Origin of the sequence: Rubripirellula obstinata (assembly GCF_001642955.1) — a bacterium.
Taxonomy (GTDB): Bacteria; Planctomycetota; Planctomycetia; order Pirellulales; family Pirellulaceae; genus Rubripirellula; species Rubripirellula obstinata.
This window is the reverse complement of sequence record NZ_LWSK01000044.1, coordinates 26,952-43,991: the sequence shown is the minus strand read 5'-3', so window position 1 is coordinate 43,991 and position 17,040 is coordinate 26,952. Positions and strand designations below refer to the sequence as shown.

Genomic DNA, 17,040 nt, shown 5'->3' with positions numbered 1-17,040 from the left:
TGGAAATGTGCCGTTGCCACAATGCTTCACAGCGCTGCAGTTCGTGTTGTCTGCCATGGTGCAGCTTGCCCAATTTGCTGCGTTGCAATGATTTTCATCAGGTCAGGGTGCGTCTGGGAACCAAAAAGTAGGCCGTAGCGAGCCATAGCGAGTTACGGCGGTGCGCATTTTCCGGGACCAAAACTCTTTACGGCGTTGGATAAAATTCTATGCTGGTGGCGATTGGCTACCGGTAGGCGACTGAAACACATCATTTGCCCCAGAGGCGTAATAGCGCCGACGTGTGCTCGCTGCCGCCCCTGCCGGGGCTTTGGTTTTCTCTGCGTTTGACTCCGTGGGCCAAGGCCCACGGCAAAGTGCTGCCGCCCCATCCGGGGCTGAAGCAATCGCCATTGGGCGATGCTCGCGCGGCTTAACAAAGTTGATCACATCGTGTTTTGAATCAGAGACCGATGTGCAGCATGGCGACGCCGAATGGAATCGATGTCACAGCGGTGACTAGCAAGACAAAACCAACCAGCGGTATCAATAAGTACTGACGGTTGCCAATACAGGGCCATCGTTCTTGTGCGGCTTCTTGGAATCGAAATCGTCTCCATTGCCATTGCATCCCAACGAACAGCATCAGCGGGCCAACGATGACTTCCGGATTGTAGCCAGCATGTAACATCTCGTAGTAACCGAGCGTTCCGAAGCCGACGTATTTCTGACGCAGGCCGATGATCGCGAGTACACCGATCGCCATCAATGCCCAGCCGATCAAACCATGATCGCTCGCATAAGTTTCTCGCTCAAGTGCGTTCGGTTGGTCACCAGCAAGATGGATTTCAGGTCGCTTTGTTGCCAATCGCATGACAACGAGCAAAAAGCAAATCCCCAGAAGCATCGCGTCGGGAATTGGGTTTCCCAGGATCGCTTTGGTTTGAATCGGAAAAACGTTTTCTGCTTGGCTGCCGACAATTCGACAAAGATTGACGCATGCGGGTGTAATCAGAATCACCAGGGCAAGCAACCACCATCTTGATTTGACGGTCGAGCCCCAGCCGATCAACCCAAAACAAGCCAACAACGCGGGCGGCCAAGTGATGGCTTGCCACTGAACGAAGTCACGAAACTGCTTAGGCGTCCGGTCAAAGTACTCGACAAAATGCGTCGTTCCCACAGCATTCCTTTGCGAAAGCTGATCGAAGACGGCATCGACCTCAGTGTTAACCAGGCTAAAGCTGTAAGTCGTTGAGAACGTCATTGCAACGCAGTAGACGAGCACTGTAATGAAAACGACGGTACTGGTGATTTTTCCCAGAACTTGGCTGTGGTTTTTGCTTCGCCCAGCAACCCCGGAAAACCATGGGGCCGTCATTATTGCCAACATCAAACTGAAATACCAAAGTGGTAACGCGAGTTCAGAATTGACGGTTTCGTTTTCAAGGGGTTGGTTCGGCGCAATCACCGAAGCTGGATAGGGAATGCAGGTTCGATAAACGCCCAGGACGATGCCCAGCAAAATCAGCGAGAGACAAATTCGCCGGAGTGTTTGTTGGCCGGCAGTCGCGTTCAAACTGACAGGCGGCCAGATGATTTGCTGAACCAGCCCCACTGCAAGAAGCAAGCTGATCATCCCGAGCAGAAACGCCATCAGCCTGCTGTCGAGTACTTGATCATCACTTGCGCTACGCGACATCACGAAACCGGCCGCGACGGAAGCCGTCATCAGCATCAATTGGCGGATCGAGAATCGGAACATGGGCTTATTGGCTTAACGTAGAACGGAATTTATTCCGTTACATTGGCAGATATCGTTCGCGATTAACGGAATGAATTCCGTTCTACGTTGAGTCTACAAACTCACGTCGTCTTGCCCTTCGCTTCCATCTTGCCCCAGGTGTCGCGTAACGAAACGATTCGGTTGAAGACCCGTTTGTCATCGGTGCTATCTTGGTCGACGATGAAATAACCCAGTCGCTCAAATTGGACTCGGTCGCCGACCTTGGCTTTGGCCAATTCTGGTTCGACAAACGCGGTGACGGTTTTTAGAGAATCAGGATTCAGATGATCGACGAAGGTTTGGCCTTCTTCGCACTTGCTTGGATCTTCGGCGGTGAACAGTCGATCGTACAAACGAACTTCGACTTCGGCGGCATGCTGGGCACTGACCCAGTGGATCGTGCCTTTGACTTTGCGACCCGAGTTGTCTTCGCCGCTCTTGGTTTCGGGATCGTAGGTGCAAAGGATTTCGGTGATGTTCCCGTCGTCGTCCTTGACGACGTCTTGGCAATCGATGATGTAACCGGCTCGCAAACGAACCGCTCCGCCTTTTTTTAGACGGAAGAATTTACGAGGTGCTTCTTCGCGGAAATCTTCGCGTTCAATGTAAAGCTCACCAGAAAAAGGAATCTCGCGACTTCCAGCGTTCGGATCTTCTGGATTGTTGACAGCTTCGTTGGTGACGACTTCGCCCGACGGCCAATTCGTGATCGTCAGCTTGACTGGATCCAGGACCGCCATGCGTCGTGGAGCGACTTTGTTCAAATGATCGCGGACCGAATTTTCCAAGCGGATGATGTCGATCGTGCTGTTGAATTTGGCGACGCCGATGTCAGCGCAGAAATTGCGAATCGATTCGGGCGTGTAACCGCGGCGACGGTATCCCGACAGCGTTGGCATACGCGGATCGTCCCAGCCGTCGACCAGGCCTTCTTTGACCATTCGCAGCATGTGCCGTTTGCCGATCAACAGCGTGCTGAGTTTTAGTTTTGCAAACTCGATTTGCCGTGGATGATGGATGCCCAGTTTTTGGCAATACCAGTCGTAGAGTGGACGGTGGTTCTCAAATTCCAGCGTGCAAATGGAGAACGTGATTCCTTCGATCGAATCACTTTGTCCGTGAGTCCAGTCGTAGGTTGGATAGATGCACCACTTGTCGCCCGTGCGATGGTGCTCGGCTCGCAGGATTCGGTACATGACCGGATCACGCAAGTTGATGTTGGGCGAGGCCATGTCGATCTTTGCACGCAGCGTTTTTTCGCCATCGGCAAACTTACCGTCACGCATGCCGCGAAACAGTTCCAGGTTCTCTTTGGGGCTGCGGTCGCGGTGGGGGCTATCGCGGCCTGGTTCGGTCAGCGATCCACGGTATTCGCGAGTTTCCTCGGCATTCAAATCACAAACGTAGGCATCACCTTGCTCGATCAGCTTTTCGGCCCACGCGTAAAGCTTGTCAAAGTAGTCGCTGGAAAAGTGCAGGTTGTCCCACTTGAATCCCAGCCATTCGATGTCGTCCTTGATCGCGTTGACGTACTCCGTTTCTTCCTTGGTCGGATTGGTGTCGTCGAATCGCAGGTTGCAGGTGCCACCAAACTCTTCTGCCAAGGCAAAGTTCAAGCAGATACTCTTGGCGTGCCCAATGTGCAGATAGCCATTGGGTTCCGGTGGGAAACGAGTGAAAACGCCATCGAAACGGCCTGATGCCAGGTCAGCATCAATCGCCTGTTGGATGAAGTGGCGAGACTCTTTTGGGGAATCGGCTTCGGAAGGTTTGTCGTGTACTGAATCGCTCATCGAGAGCCCGTGTTTTGATCGTGGGAAAACGTTATCAATTGCCCATGAAGGTACCAAATCACCGAGTCAAACCGTAGGCCGGAACAAGACGCGTTTCGCGGCGCAGTTCCGGCATGACGGTGCGGGCGGACTGCAACGCCGTGAAGAGATTTGATCCAGCCAAAAAACATTGTTTTGTTTAGCCACGTTGGGCATCGCCCCGCGAGTTTCGTTCCGCGTCGTGCGGCCCCGGACGCGCGGGGCGATGCCCAACGCGGTTAAACAGTTTAAAAACTCTTCATGGCGTTGGGGGGACTGCCGGAACTGCGCCGCGAAACGCGTCTTGTTCCGGCCTACGTTGCTACGTGGCTTCCGGGGCGTTCTGCAAACTTCGGATGAAGTTGATCAAATGCCAGACGTCGGTTTGCTCTAACTCGCCATCGACGAAGGTGACCGCTGGCATCGGCGATCCGTCGATGCCTTGAGTGATTCGCAGGTACAGATCTTTTGATGACGATCCGCCGCGGAAGATGCCCTCGGCAAAGTTGCGGGGCACTGCGTTGCGAGGCGGAAAGGCACCGCGAGCCAGCATTGGAATCAGCGAATCGGTGTCTTCGGGTTTGAGGCCGATACGCGTTGTCCAGTCTTTGGTCCAATCGTCGTAGTCGTTGGTTTGCCCGTTGCCGAGTCCTCGTTCGCCGTGACACTTGCTGCACGCGGCGATCTTTCCTTTGAAAAGCTCTTGACCACGCTGGACCGATGCCGCGAAGGATTCGGCTTTTGGGCCGGCGCGGAATTTGACAATGTCTTCGTAATTTTCAGCGACCGGAATCTCGCTGGGGGGATCAGGCACTTCGATGACTTCGTCGTCGGCTTCCAGCCAAGATTCAGCGATGTCGGCCACGTACTCTTCGGCGTACTCCCAGTTTTCGACATGCGTTTCATACTTGGCCAAGGCCGCCGCTTCTGATTCGCTGAGTTCCTCTTCGTCTTTATCAGCCAACGCTTCCATCTGTTCGGCGAGACCAGGATCGGCCGCAAGTTTGGCTGCGTATTCGGGGTCGATGATCCGCTCCCCATCTTCGATGATGCCGTCAAAGATCGCACCGTCAATGGCTTGGCGTTCCAGCTCACCTCGCCAAGACAGATAGATCACGTAATCCACCAGTGCGTCGATGTCGGAATTGCTGAGTGCGGGGATGGCGATCATGCCGGTGCCGCCAATCCCATGTCGGATCACGTAGTCCAAATCATCCTTGGTCGGCTTGACGCCGCGAGGCACTTTTTTGAACTTGAACACACCCATGCGGTAATCGCGTGGGTAAGGCATTTGGATCGCGCCGGTGGGCCCGCGTCCGTCGCCGGTGATCCCGTGACAGGTCGCACAGTGTTTGCGATACAGTCCACGACCTTCGGCATCGGCTGGACCGGAGGCTCGACGCAGGTTTTTGTTGGACACCAACGAAGCCAAGTCGTTGTCCTCGATGACAAACTTTGGCAGCTTGGGTTCATCAGGAGTGCCAAACATCGTTTCGGCTAACCAGAACGCGTCGTCGGAAGCCTGATCCATATCGAGTTCTTCTTGGATCGCGTACTTGGTCGTGTGGACCAAGTTCGGCTCGAAGGAAGCGATCGGTTCGGTTTCGCTGCTACAGCCGACCAACGCGATTGGCAAAAAAATCAAAAGAGAAAGAATTCGTTTCATCGCTATACCGGATGGTTCTGGAAATTGAGCGGCGGTCCATTGACTAGACTTCTAAATCGTTTAACCGCGTGGGCAACGCCCCGCGCGTCGTGCGGCCCCACAGTGCGCGGGGTGAGTCCACGGCGGGGGGCCGCCATGCTACTTTTCGGGCCGCGCGTCGTGCGGCCCCACAGTGCGCGGGGTGAGTCCACGGCGGGGGGCCGCCATGCTACTTTTCGCCCCGCACGACGCGCGGGGCGTTGCCCGCGCGGTTAAACGAATCGATGCCATGTTTTGCGGAATGGAAATGGTTCAATGTCTTACCTAGCGAGATCAGCTACCGCTTCGCAGCCGCGTCACGCGACCTCGCCACTACCTTATCTTTACCGAGAATCGCCAGCGTTTCAAACATGCCAAATCCGGCAGCGGTGCCGGTGGTTGCCACTCGCAGCGCGTGAATGATGTCCTTGAGTTCAATGGATTCGTTTGTACAGAATTCTTCGACCAATGCTTTGGATCGGTCAACGTCAAAGTCGGACGAGTCTGATTCGAGGAAATCAGCCAGTTTTACGAGCAATTCACGAGCATTCTCGGGTTTGTTGATTCGTTTCTGGAACGCTTTTTCTTCGTAAGCGATGTCGTCTTTGAAAAAGTAATCAAAGTCCAGGATATCGCCCGCCATCTTGATTCGATCCCCTGCCCCATCGACGATCGCGGCAAAGTTTTGTCCTGCGGCCTCTTCGGTGATAAATCCAGCAGCAACCGCGAACGGGCGACAACGATCGACTCGGGTTTCCAGCGACAGCGCGGCGAAAGCATCGCCTTGAAACGAAAGTAGTTTTTGTGGGTCGAACGACGCAGGTGCTTTGTTGACGCGATCGAGCGAAAAGTGCTTGATCATTTCATCGACGGTGAATTTTTCCGTCTCACCATCCAGCGACCAGCCCAACAGCACTAGGTAATTCAAAATCGCGTCGGCATCGAATCCGATTTCGCGATAGAAGTCGACGATGACGGGATTGAAAGTGTCAGCGGATGTTTCAAAGCCACAGCGTTCTGCGATCGAACGACCGTGCGACAGCAGGTTGGCGAAGTCTTTATTCTTTTCGTACTTGGAAAGTTTTCGTTTACTCAGTTTTGCCGTCCCGCTCGGTTCGGCGACGTAAGGCAGGTGTGCGAACTGGGGCAGTTCATACCCGAGCGATTCCAAGATGAAAATTTGTCGAGCCGTGTTGGGCAAGTGTTCTTCGGCGCGAACGATGTGGGTGATTTGCAAGTCGTGGTCATCGACGGCGCTGGCCAAGTGGTAGATGCAGCTTCCATCGGCGCGTTGAATCACGTGGTCTTGTTCGGTTGCCCATTGAACGCGGACTTCGCCACGGATCAGATCGTTGATGACGCATTCGCCTTCACGGGGCATCTTTAGCCGGATGGTGGCGACGCGACCTTCGGCTTCGTACTTGGCGGCCGCCGCATCGTCTTCGGCCATGAAGCGACGATCGTAAAAAAATCGTTCGCCCTTCTTTTCCGCTTCCGTTCGCAGTGCTTGCAGGTCATCGGCACTGGCGTAGTCGCGGTAGGCGTGACCGGATGCCAGCAACTTCGCCGCGGCGGCTTGGTGCAATTCGCTCCGCTGCGATTGGTAGTAAGGCTCGTGCGGCCCGCCGACTTCGGGGCCCTCGTCCCAATCCATTCCCAGCCACTTGAAACCGTCCAAGATAGGCTGCAAGGCCTCGGCCACATTTCGCCCCGCGTCGGTGTCATCAATTCGCAGGATAAATTGCCCGCCGGATTGCCGAGCCAACAGCCAATTAAACAGTGCCGTGCGAACGCCACCAATGTGAAGGTAACCGGTGGGGGAAGGAGCGAAGCGAGTGCGGATCATGAGTAGGGATTAGGTTTTAGGGATTGGGCGTTAGGTGTTAGCGATTAGGTTTTGGGTTAGAATGAGGCGGAAGTGACATTGGTTTGATGCAACTCGATTCGGAGCATCCTCTATGGTTTCTGTGATGGTCAATGACCCTGATTTCGCCAGCCAATTGATCGCTGATCGTCAGGCACGACAAATTGATCGATACGACGAGGTTTGGGAGGGAGTCTATATGATGTCACCACTGGCTAACAACGAACACCAGTCATTGGCGACTGAATTGTCGATCGCAATCGGTTCGGTAGTCGATTGGCAAGATCTCGGCCGAACGCTTGCGGGTGCAAACGTCAGCGATCGGGCGGATGATTGGACCAAGAACTATCGCATTCCTGATGTCTTGGTTTTTAAGCCCGACACTGCTGCCGAAGATCGTGGTTCCCATTGGTTCGGAGGCCCCGAGTTGGCGATCGAAATTGTCAGCCCCGGTGACAAGACGCTGGAGAAGTTGGACTTTTACGCGGAAGTGGGCACACGGGAACTGCTGGTGATCGATCGTGATCCATGGAAGTTGACATTGTACCGAACCAGCCCAAATAAAAAGTTAACGCCGGAAGTGGTTTGCACATTGCATCAGCATGTTCCGATTGTTTTCCAAGAATTCCCGATCACTCTTTCGCTGGAAAAATCCACGACAAGTTTGAACGTGTCACGCAGTGGCGGCGACTTGATCCGAGCGATCCCTCTAAAACGCGATCAGTAGAAAGAATCGCTGCGGAATCGGTGTCAGATGGTTATGTTCACCGAGAAGCGTTAAAAGAATGCTCGGGTGTCAATCGACAAACTGTTCGCGCATCGTTTTCATGCCGCGATGCAGAAGGCCGGCGACGGATCCGGTTGTTTTTTCGAGTGCCTCGGCGACTTCTGATAGCTTCATGCCTTCTAGGTAATGCAGTCGAATGGCGTTGGCTTGATCGGGCGGCAGCGACTCGACGGCTTCCGCCAACTGGATGACGTTTTCGCCCACCATGGCATGTTGGCTGGGTGTGGCTTCATCGCCGGCCAGCAATCCTTCTAATCGCATCGACGATTGTGCCAGCTTTTGTTCGATCGATTGTTCGCGGCGAACGTCCCTTTTGACGCGGTGCATGTCGCGGTCGAGATGGCACAGATGATGTGCCAGGATTTGTCTCAACCAGCCACGGAATTCGGCTTCGGTTTGTCCGCGAAAACCGTCGATGCCCTGCACCGCCTGCAGCATCGCTTGTTGGACCATGTCGCTGGCACCGACTTTGGCCTGATAGGCTCGTCGCATCTGCGTCCTCGCGAGCATTCGCAAGTACGGTTCGTACTTTGCAATGATCGCGGGGTCAGAAACGTCGACCGGTTCGGATTCGTTTTCGCTCATGATTGATTCGCCAAGGTGCTCGAACAGACTTCATTGGGAACGACTTGTTCAATGGAATCGATGATTGCGTCCGCCAAAAAGTCGAGTTCCGATTCGGTGCTGCAAAGCGGAGGCATCGCGACGATCACATCCGTCAACGGTCGAATCCAAACGCCCTGGTCGAGTGCGGCGTCACAGATTTTTTTTCCAATCAGCATCGACGAGTCAAATGGTTCACGCGTCGATTGATCCGCGATCATTTCAATGCCCACCATCAAGCCGCGACCACGAATGTCGCCAACGTTAGGATGATCGGCCAGCGGTCTCAAGCGATCTCGCAAGTAAGTTGCTTTAGCATCGACTTGCTGCAAGATGTCGGTGGTTTCAAACAAGTCGATCGACGCAATCGCCGCTGCGGCAGCTAGCGGATTTCCGCCAAAGGTGTGTCCGTGGAAAAACTGTTTTGAATCAGCGATGTCAGCCAGAAACGCTTCGTAAACATGCGGCCGAGCGATTGTGGCAGCCATCGGTAAGTAACCGGCCGTCAGGCCTTTGCCCATGCAAAGAATGTCGGGTACGACGGATTCATGTTCGCAAGCAAAGAGTTTGCCGGTGCGTCCAAAACCGACGGCGACTTCGTCACAAATCAGCAACACGTCGTAGCGGTCACAGAGATCGCGAATCATTTTCAGCAAGCCGACCGGATGGGTGATCATGCCGGCCGCGCCCTGCACGAGCGGCTCCATCACGATCGCAGCGATGGATCCATGATGCTGCTGAAGCAACGATTCAATTTCGGTGGCGTAATGATTGGCCGCGTCTTCGCTGCTGACAGAATCAGGTAATCGATAACTGCATGGGATCGGGCCGCGAACGGGTTCAAACAGGATCGGGGCGAATAATTGATGAAAGTACTTGATGCCACCCAGCGATACTGACCCGGTGGTGTCGCCGTGATAAGCGCTGCCCAGGGCCAGGAATTTTGTTTTATTTGGACATGGATTTGTTTTCTGTTGCCAATACTGAAACGCCATTTTCATCGCGGCTTCGACCGACGACGACCCATCGCTGCTAAAGAAGATGTGTGACAACTCGCCGGGCGTAATTTCGGCTAACTTTTCGGCTAGCTGATCGGTCACGTCGGCCGACATACCCAGCGTCGTGATGTGGGCGACTCGCTTGAGCTGATCAGCGACGGCGGCGTCGATTTTGGGGTGCCGGTGACCGTGAACGTTGCACCACAGGCTGGAAACGCCGTCAAAAAGCCGCTTTCCGTCCGTGGTGGTTAGCCAGCATCCTTCGGCGGATTCAATCACCAGCGGTTCAAAGTCCGCCATTTGAGTAAAGCCGTGCCAATGGGCGTGCGAAGGAGAGTTCATAATGCAAATTCGAGGTTTCGTGGGCCGAATGGAGCCTCAGCGACATCCGGCTAGGTTGATTTGTGACAGAATTGCCGGATGTCGCTTAGGCTCCACTGAGCCTACCTGCTACAATCCGCCTGCGATAATTAAGTACACAACGGAGTGGTCCGCCGATGGCACGCGAAGCAGTTTACCAGCAATCTGATCCAGAGAAATCCGCAGCCGATGGTGGTGGTGATCCACCCGTCGATGGTGAGGGAAACGTTGTCGCCTCGAACACACCGGATCCCCACGATTCCTCGCTGCGTCCGCGTCGAATGGATGAAATGGTGGGCCAGCGTGACGTGATCGAAAAACTCAAAATTGCGATCGATGCGGCTCAGGGTCGCGGTGAACCGCTGGGGCATATTTTGTTCGACGGTCCACCGGGTCTAGGCAAAACCACCTTCGCCACCGTCATCCCCTCGGAAATGGGCACGACGGTGCAAATGGCCAACGGTGCCGGAATTCGAGCCCCCAAGGACTTGCTGCCCTACCTGACTAATTTGGGCGAAGGCAGCGTGTTGTTCATCGACGAAATTCACCGCGTGCCCAAGCCGGTGGAAGAATACTTGTACACCGCGATGGAGGATTTTCGGATCGACATCGTGCTGGGCGAAGGCGTCAATGCTCGGACGCTCAACTACGACCTGAAACCTTTCACGTTGATCGGAGCGACCACGCGAGCGGGCATGTTGAGTGCTCCGCTAAGAGATCGTTTTCAGATTCGCGAGCATCTCGGTTGGTATTCGCTGGAGGACCTTTGCGAGATCGTTCAACGCAATTCAGTGAAATTGAATTTGCCGGTCGATGATGATTCCGCCGAAGTGATTGCGGACCGCAGTCGAAGCACGCCGCGAATGGCGAACAATCGATTGTTGTGGGTCCGTGATTACGCGCAAAGCAAGGCGGGCGGAAAGGTCACCGCTGACATTTGTGAGGCGGCGTTGGACATGATCGGGATCGATAATTTGGGTTTGGACAAACAAGATCGCGGCTACCTGGACACGCTGATGCGAATTTTTGCCGGCGGACCAACCGGCCTGGATGCGATCGCCCACACGATGAACGTCAGCAGCGATACGCTGGAAGACGAAGTCGAGCCGTTCTTGTTGCGTAGCGAGTTGATCGTTCGCAGTCGTCGCGGTCGCATGGCAACTCAAAAAGCTTATCGGCATTTGAAGAAAACGGCCTGATGACTTTGTGAGCCGCAGGCCGCAATGACTCGGGCTGGCGCGGTGAAGAGAAAACACGTGTTAGTTCGTTTAGCCGCGTGGGCATCGCCCCGCGCGTTTCGTTGCGCGTGGACGCGCGGGGCGATGCCCACGCGGTTAAACGGTTTAGAAACCTTTCAAGGCGTTGCCTCGGGCTGGCGCGGTAGGCCCGGTCGCTTACGAGAAGGTCCGGCTTAGATGGCGAGCATGCCGACGGTCAGCCCGCCAATTTAGCCGCGGAGCGGTGACAGCCCTCTGCCGGGTGCGTCAGCACCCGGATCATGCCGCCCCAGGCTCAGAGGGTTCTTTGTTGCATTGTTTCCGGGTGCTTCGCACCCGGCATCGAGCTTCCGTCCCACCGGGACTAACAGAGCCTGCCCCGGTCGGCATGCTCCGGCTCCTAAGCCGGACGTTCTCTCAGCCGCCTGCGGCTCACCATGACCTTTGGGTTTCGAGTAAACTAAGTCGGTATTGCCTTCTTCCTTTCATCACCTTGTTCGGGCCTGTCATGTTTCGGTTTTGTTGTTGCGTTTGCTTGTTGCTGTTTTCGATTTCGTCCGCGAGAGGCGAATCAGTTCGGCCCAATATCTTGTGGTTGGTCAGTGAAGATAACGGTCAACAACTCGGTTGCTACGGCGACGAGTATGCTGACACGCCTAACCTGGACAGGCTGGCTGAAAAATCGCTGCGATACAAAACATGCTGGTCCAACGCACCGGTTTGTGCCCCAGCGAGAACAACGATCATTTCCGGGATGTATGCCACATCGTTGGGCGGGCATCACATGCGCAGCGGAGTGAAATTGCCGACGGGTATGAAGTTGTATCCGCAAGTCGTTCGGGAAGCGGGGTATTACTGCAGCAATCGATACAAGACCGATTACAACTTCACGACACAGGACGCTGGATGGAACGATTCAGGCAAGAAAGCACACTTCCGAAATCGCCCCGATGCTTCGATGCCGTTCTTTTCGATCTTCAATTTCACGATCAGTCACGAAAGTAAAATTCGCAACAAGCCGCACACGCTGGTCCATGATCCGGCCAAGGCGAAGTTGCCCGCCTACCATCCTGACACGCCCGAAGTCCGTCGCGATTGGGCTCAGTACTATGACCGGATGACTGAAATGGATCGCGAGGTCGGTCAGGTGCTCGCCCAGTTGCAAGAAGATGGTTTGGCTGATTCAACCATCGTTTTTTATTACGGCGATCACGGCAGCGGGATGCCTCGCAGCAAACGATGGCCGTTTGATTCTGGATTGCGAGTTCCCTTGTTGGTCCATGTTCCCGAGCAGTTCCAATCGCTTGCACCGGCAGGTTACGCGGCGGGTGGAGTCAGTGATCAATTGGTCGCGTTCGTGGATCTTGCGCCGACTCTTATCAGTTTGGTGGGCACCGAACCGCTGGCGAATATGCAGGGCACTGCGTTTGCCGGACCCTACGCCGGGGAAGCCAAAAAGTACTTGTTTGGATACCGTGGCCGCATGGATGAACGGATCGACATGGTGCGCAGCGTGACGGATGGCCGCTATGTCTACATGAAACATTTCTATCCCGATCGTCCTTACTTGAAGCACATCGATTACATGTTCCAAACGCCGACGACTGCGATTTGGAAACAAATGTTTGACGAGGGGAAACTGAACGAAGTTCAGGCGAAGGTTTGGAAGAACAAGCCGTTTGAAGAATTGTTTGATCTGCAAAACGATCCCGACGAAGTCAACAATCTGGCTGGCGATGCAACGCATCAGGAAAAATTGAATGAACTTCGGACGCAATTGAAGTCATGGATGATCGACACCAAGGATATGGGCTTGTTCCCCGAAGCGGAGATGCACCGAGTCGCCGACGGACGTGCTCCACGCGACGTCGCACTGAGTGGGGAAGTGGACTTTGCGGCGCTGGCCGATGCGGCTTGGGATGCGACCGATGACCAAGCGGATTCGCAGGTGTTCGTGAAAATGAGCCAGCATCCGCAGGGTGTGATGCGGTTTTGGGCAGCGCGAGGTTTGACGCTGCGGCATGCCACGGAGGCTTTGGTACCGATGATGGATGATGAATGCCCGAGCGTCGCGATTGCTGCCTGCGAGGGCTTGGTGATCAGCGACGATGAAGCATTGAAAGCGTCGGCGCAAGATCGATTGGTTGAACTTGCCAACGCCGATCGCTACGGCCATTTCGCCGCCATCGCAGCGTTGAATGTGATCGACATGCGAATTCCGATCAGCGATTCGTTGCGCGACCAGCTCGCCAAACTACCCGGTTCATCGCCCGAACCTATCCGGGTAAAGGGATATAGCGACCGCCTGCTTGAACATGTTTTGCCTGCTGGGAAACGGTAACAAGCCGGTCTACGTGAAAGAGAGGTCGTTGATTATCATGGACCCTCACAATTCTCTCTTTTTCTGACGTGTTGATTCATGGAAATTCTCGGCGGACCTTTCTTTTCCGTTGCCGGTGCGGGTGAATCGCACGGGCCGGCGGTGACGACGATCGTGTTGGGGTGTCCGCCCGGCATCTATTTAAAACGCAATGAAGTGCAGTCGTTTTTGGATCGTCGTCGGCCAGGTGGCAACAAGCACGGCACGCCTCGAAACGAAAAAGACAAAGTTGTCTTTCTGTCTGGACTGTTTCAAAGCGATCAGGAAAAACTCTTAACCGGTTCGGCGATCAGTGTTCAAGTCGATGGAGCTGAATTTCAAACCGAAGGCTACGAAGAGGGCTACACCACGGGTGAACCCATCGCTGCGATCGTCTTATCAACGTCCAAAAAGTCGGGCGACTACACGCAATTGGTTGGCGATCAGGGTGGCAAAATGGGCGAAGTCCGTCCCGGTCACACCGATCTGGTTAAGTTCCATCAGTCGGGCGGATTTGTCGACGTGCGTGGCGGTGGACGCAGCAGTTATCGATCGACGATTAGTGACGTGGTCGGCGGCGGGATCGCTCGCGCGTTGTTAAGCGAGAAGTTTGGAACGGTGTTTCTGTCTTCAATCTGCCAAGTCGGGTTGTTGAAGTCCAAGCATTCGCTCGCCGATCTGTTCGGCTCCGTGCAAAGCGATGCTGCGGAGGTCGAAGCTGCGAAGTCAAAATTGGCGGCGGGTGAGATCGCGTCGATCGATACGGAATTCGCGAGTCAGGCTGCGGAATTGATCAAGGAAACTCGCAAAGCAGGCGATTCGATCGGCGCGTGCGTGGAAGTGGTCGCGGTCAACGTGCCGGCATTGGTCGGTGATCCGTTGTATCAAAGTTTGAAGGCCCGGTTGATGGGATCGCTCGGCGGACTCAATGCCGTTCAGTCCTGTGAAGTCGGCAGCGGCAGCGATGTGATCAGCCGAACCGGCAGCCAGAACAACGATCCCATTCGTAGCACCGGTTACCAAGGCAACACACACGGCGGCATGATCGGCGGCATCACGACAGGAATGCCGATCGTGATGCGAGTTGGTTTCAAGCCGACGTCAACAATTCACACGCCGCAGCAATCGATTCGCAAGAACCTAGAAGAAATCGATTTTCAGCTCGAAAAAGGCCGCCATGATCCGTGCGTCGGTGTGCGTGCCGGCGTCACGTTGGAATCTCGCATGGCAATCGAACTCGCCAACGCCGTGCTGTCGCATCAGGCACGAGCCATTGACGTGGATTCGCACAAGCTTTGGTAATTTGTAGGCCGTGTGGAGCTCCGCGACACACGGCATTCGCGAAAGAGTGCCGTTCATCGAGAATTTTAGAATTCTCTGTAACAATCGCCCTTGGTGAGCGACCAACACGTTGTGAACCGAGACAAGCAAAAACTTTTCGATCAGTATTTTCGCAGTCATCAGACGCGAATGCTCGCCGTCGCGAGGGCTTACGCGCCCGAGGCGGCTGACGATTTATTTCAAGAGTTGGCGCTGCAGCTTTGGCGTAGTTTGGCTCGATTCGATGGCCGATGCGAATTGAACACATGGGCTTACCGGGTCCATCTGAACACGGCGATGTCTTGGCGACGAACGGCCGCCCGTCGTCGTAAACAGTTTCCTGCGACTGAAACCTTGCCGGCTCAAGTGGTCGATCCCGCCAGCTCGGAATCCGATGTCGATGAACGCCTGCGTCTGCTGATTGCGTCGGTCGGTGAAACCGATCGAGCGGTGTTGTTGATGTTTCTGGACAGGTGCAGTAACCAGCAAATCGCCGACGTGATGGGTGTCAGCGAAGGTGCCATTCGTGTCAGGCTGCATCGAATTGGCAAGCGAATTGAGGAGGGTGAAGTATGAACATTGATGAACTAAAAGACGCCTTCCATCAGCTTGAAACAGAAGCCGACGACACGAGTCTTGATCTGGACACGGTTCGCCAGCAGGTCGTCAAGTCGCGACGCCAATTGAATTTTCGGGACCTGCGAGAATCGATCGCATGTGTTGTTGTGATCGTGCTTTTTGCGCCGGCGATCTTCACTCGTTTGCCGGCGATGACCCGAATTGGCGCGTGCGTGACTTGTTTGGCGGCGGTGGTGATCGGTGTTTCTTTGTACCTGGGAAACCGTCGCTATCGCACTCGTCCTGAACTTTCGGTTGACGATTACCTCGGCGCGGAGATCGCTCATTTGGATTATCAAATCTGGCTGCTGCGAAACGTGTCTTGGTGGTACTTGGCACCTTTGGCGATCGGTTTCCTGGTTTTCGTTTGGGGAATGAACCCGGTCGCAACGGCGCTGAAGATGTCCGTTGGCTATTTCTTGCTGGACCGAGGTATCAACTGGCTCAATCAGAGGGCGGTGAACAGAGATCTGGTTCCCCAGCGAGACGAACTGGTTCGAGTTCGTGCATCGCTGAACGAACCTGAGTCGTCGGGTCCGATCTTGAATCCACTTAATCGCGAGGGGCGGAACTGATGAAAAAACAGATCGTCTATCTGCTGTTCTACGCCTTTGTTTGTACGGCTTGCTTTTATTTCCGGCCCGGAGCCGCGCACCGTGCAGGCTGGGAAGCGATGGTTCCGGTTGATGAGCGAAGAGCGGATGTTTCAAAGGAGTTGATGGATCGAAACGTCGGACGTTATCAGTTGAAGCCAACTTTTATCTTTAATGTTCGCCGCGAAGGTGATCGCTTGATGGTTGGGATCACCAATCAGCCGACGCACCGCGTGTATCCCATCAACGAGACGGTTTGGTTTTACCGCGTGGTGGATGCGGCATTGAGGTTCGATGAGTTCAAAGATGGAAAAGCGCAAACGGTGACGCTTTTACAAAACGGTATCGAACAAACAGCCGAGCGGATTTCGGATTAGTTGTAGTTGTAGGCCGTGTGGAGCTCCGCGACACACGGCGTTTGCGAAGAGGTGCCGTGTGTCGCTGAGCTCCACACGGCCTACGGAGATTTACAGAATTTCCAAACCCTTCTTTTCGATCTCTAAGACTTTGTCCAGCCGCCGGGCGTGCCTTTCGCCGGGTGTGTATTTGGCAGCCAAAAAAGCGTCGATGATTTCCATCGCCAGCGATGATCCGATGATCCGGCCGCCGATGCACAGCACGTTCATGTCGTCGTGTTCGACGCCTTGGTGTGCGGAATAGGTGTCGTGGCAGATCGCGGCTCGGATGCCGGGGATTTTGTTGGCCGCGACGCTGACGCCGACGCCGCTGCCGCAGACCACAATGCCGCGATCGGCTCGGCCCTGGATGATCTCACGAGAAACCGCGATCGCAAAATCGGGGTAATCGCAGCTCTCGGCGTTGTCGGTGCCGCAATCGATCAGCGATGTCAGGCGTGGCCCATAGTGCTCGGCGACGGCTTGTTTGAGCGGAAAGCCGGCGTGATCGCCACCCAAGGCGACTCGTAGGGGAAACGATGAGAGATTGGCGGCGTCAGGCATAGATTTCCGAAGTGGGCCGGCGGTGCATAAAAGGAGTTGTCGCGGTAGCTGGACCGGCCACGGTTCAGTTGATTCTTGGTGAGTGTTGGTCTGAACCCTGGC

Annotated in this window: 14 protein-coding genes; 7 read left to right on the top strand and 7 right to left on the bottom strand. The window is 54.8% G+C overall.

Features of this window, described 5'->3' with window-relative positions:
• Positions 1 to 442: 442 nt before the first annotated feature.
• The 4 genes from RC85_RS12685 to gltX all read right to left on the bottom strand — a co-directional run bounded on the left by RC85_RS12685 (position 443) and on the right by gltX (position 7,106).
• The gene (locus tag RC85_RS12685) at positions 443 to 1,744 is read right to left on the bottom strand and encodes a hypothetical protein (protein ID WP_068263193.1); all 1,302 of its coding nucleotides are present in this window, start codon (positions 1,742 to 1,744) and stop codon (positions 443 to 445) included.
• A 101-nt stretch (positions 1,745 to 1,845) separates the two neighbouring features.
• Positions 1,846 to 3,558: a glutamine--tRNA ligase/YqeY domain fusion protein gene (locus RC85_RS12680; RefSeq protein ID WP_068263191.1), complete on the bottom strand. Its 1,713-nt coding sequence runs from the start codon at positions 3,556 to 3,558 to the stop codon at positions 1,846 to 1,848.
• A gap of 340 nt (positions 3,559 to 3,898) precedes the next feature.
• The gene (locus RC85_RS12675) at positions 3,899 to 5,242 is read right to left on the bottom strand and encodes a c-type cytochrome (protein ID WP_068263188.1); all 1,344 of its coding nucleotides are present in this window, start codon (positions 5,240 to 5,242) and stop codon (positions 3,899 to 3,901) included.
• A gap of 316 nt (positions 5,243 to 5,558) precedes the next feature.
• Positions 5,559 to 7,106, bottom strand: coding sequence for a glutamate--tRNA ligase (gltX, locus tag RC85_RS12670; protein WP_068263185.1), 1,548 nt, complete (start codon positions 7,104 to 7,106; stop codon positions 5,559 to 5,561).
• Positions 7,107 to 7,218: 112 nt separating this feature from the next.
• Between gltX and RC85_RS12665 the strand changes: the two genes are divergently transcribed.
• Entirely contained in the window at positions 7,219 to 7,851 is a 633-nt protein-coding gene (locus RC85_RS12665) for a Uma2 family endonuclease (protein ID WP_068263182.1), read from the top strand.
• A gap of 69 nt (positions 7,852 to 7,920) precedes the next feature.
• Here RC85_RS12665 and RC85_RS12660 read toward each other — a convergent pair whose 3' ends face one another.
• Together RC85_RS12660 and bioA are read right to left on the bottom strand one after the other, a co-directional pair.
• Positions 7,921 to 8,496, bottom strand: a complete 576-nt coding sequence (locus tag RC85_RS12660) for a sigma-70 family RNA polymerase sigma factor (protein WP_068263180.1) — start codon at positions 8,494 to 8,496, stop codon at positions 7,921 to 7,923.
• Positions 8,493 to 9,854 (bottom strand): adenosylmethionine--8-amino-7-oxononanoate transaminase, encoded by a 1,362-nt coding sequence (bioA, locus tag RC85_RS12655; protein ID WP_068263177.1) that lies wholly within the window; start codon positions 9,852 to 9,854, stop codon positions 8,493 to 8,495. The genes RC85_RS12660 and bioA overlap by 4 nt, the downstream gene beginning before the upstream one ends.
• A 155-nt stretch (positions 9,855 to 10,009) precedes the next feature.
• Between bioA and ruvB the strand changes: the two genes are divergently transcribed.
• The 6 genes from ruvB (at position 10,010) to RC85_RS12625 (ending at position 16,356) form a co-directional block, all read left to right on the top strand.
• Complete coding sequence (ruvB, locus tag RC85_RS12650; protein ID WP_068263174.1) at positions 10,010 to 11,071, top strand: Holliday junction branch migration DNA helicase RuvB; 1,062 nt, start codon at positions 10,010 to 10,012, stop codon at positions 11,069 to 11,071.
• 511 nt (positions 11,072 to 11,582) lie between these two features.
• Entirely contained in the window at positions 11,583 to 13,430 is a 1,848-nt protein-coding gene (locus RC85_RS12645) for a sulfatase-like hydrolase/transferase (RefSeq protein WP_238383127.1), read from the top strand.
• A gap of 78 nt (positions 13,431 to 13,508) precedes the next feature.
• A complete protein-coding gene (gene aroC, locus RC85_RS12640; protein WP_068263167.1) occupies positions 13,509 to 14,750 on the top strand; it encodes a chorismate synthase in 1,242 nt (413 codons plus the stop codon).
• A gap of 93 nt (positions 14,751 to 14,843) precedes the next feature.
• Positions 14,844 to 15,344 (top strand): RNA polymerase sigma factor, encoded by a 501-nt coding sequence (locus tag RC85_RS12635; RefSeq protein WP_068263165.1) that lies wholly within the window; start codon positions 14,844 to 14,846, stop codon positions 15,342 to 15,344.
• Entirely contained in the window at positions 15,341 to 15,961 is a 621-nt protein-coding gene (locus tag RC85_RS12630) for a hypothetical protein (protein WP_068263163.1), read from the top strand. Before RC85_RS12635 ends, RC85_RS12630 begins: the two co-directional genes overlap by 4 nt.
• Positions 15,961 to 16,356: a hypothetical protein gene (locus RC85_RS12625; protein ID WP_068263161.1), complete on the top strand. Its 396-nt coding sequence runs from the start codon at positions 15,961 to 15,963 to the stop codon at positions 16,354 to 16,356. The genes RC85_RS12630 and RC85_RS12625 overlap by 1 nt, the downstream gene beginning before the upstream one ends.
• Before the next feature lie 90 nt (positions 16,357 to 16,446).
• Here RC85_RS12625 and rpiB read toward each other — a convergent pair whose 3' ends face one another.
• Complete coding sequence (gene rpiB, locus RC85_RS12620; protein WP_068263160.1) at positions 16,447 to 16,938, bottom strand: ribose 5-phosphate isomerase B; 492 nt, start codon at positions 16,936 to 16,938, stop codon at positions 16,447 to 16,449.
• Positions 16,939 to 17,040 lie beyond the last annotated feature (102 nt).

What these genes read in the sequence shown, in the direction of transcription:
- RC85_RS12685 (WP_068263193.1), bottom strand. Translation starts at nt 1,744, where the DNA reads ATGTTCCGATTCTCGATCCGCCAATTGATGCTGATGACGGCTTCCGTC.
- RC85_RS12680 (WP_068263191.1), bottom strand. Translation starts at nt 3,558, where the DNA reads ATGAGCGATTCAGTACACGACAAACCTTCCGAAGCCGATTCCCCAAAA.
- RC85_RS12675 (WP_068263188.1), bottom strand. Translation starts at nt 5,242, where the DNA reads ATGAAACGAATTCTTTCTCTTTTGATTTTTTTGCCAATCGCGTTGGTC.
- gltX (WP_068263185.1), bottom strand. Translation starts at nt 7,106, where the DNA reads ATGATCCGCACTCGCTTCGCTCCTTCCCCCACCGGTTACCTTCACATT.
- RC85_RS12665 (WP_068263182.1), top strand. Translation starts at nt 7,219, where the DNA reads ATGGTTTCTGTGATGGTCAATGACCCTGATTTCGCCAGCCAATTGATC.
- RC85_RS12660 (WP_068263180.1), bottom strand. Translation starts at nt 8,496, where the DNA reads ATGAGCGAAAACGAATCCGAACCGGTCGACGTTTCTGACCCCGCGATC.
- bioA (WP_068263177.1), bottom strand. Translation starts at nt 9,854, where the DNA reads ATGAACTCTCCTTCGCACGCCCATTGGCACGGCTTTACTCAAATGGCG.
- ruvB (WP_068263174.1), top strand. Translation starts at nt 10,010, where the DNA reads ATGGCACGCGAAGCAGTTTACCAGCAATCTGATCCAGAGAAATCCGCA.
- aroC (WP_068263167.1), top strand. Translation starts at nt 13,509, where the DNA reads ATGGAAATTCTCGGCGGACCTTTCTTTTCCGTTGCCGGTGCGGGTGAA.
- RC85_RS12630 (WP_068263163.1), top strand. Translation starts at nt 15,341, where the DNA reads ATGAACATTGATGAACTAAAAGACGCCTTCCATCAGCTTGAAACAGAA.
- RC85_RS12625 (WP_068263161.1), top strand. Translation starts at nt 15,961, where the DNA reads ATGAAAAAACAGATCGTCTATCTGCTGTTCTACGCCTTTGTTTGTACG.
- rpiB (WP_068263160.1), bottom strand. Translation starts at nt 16,938, where the DNA reads ATGCCTGACGCCGCCAATCTCTCATCGTTTCCCCTACGAGTCGCCTTG.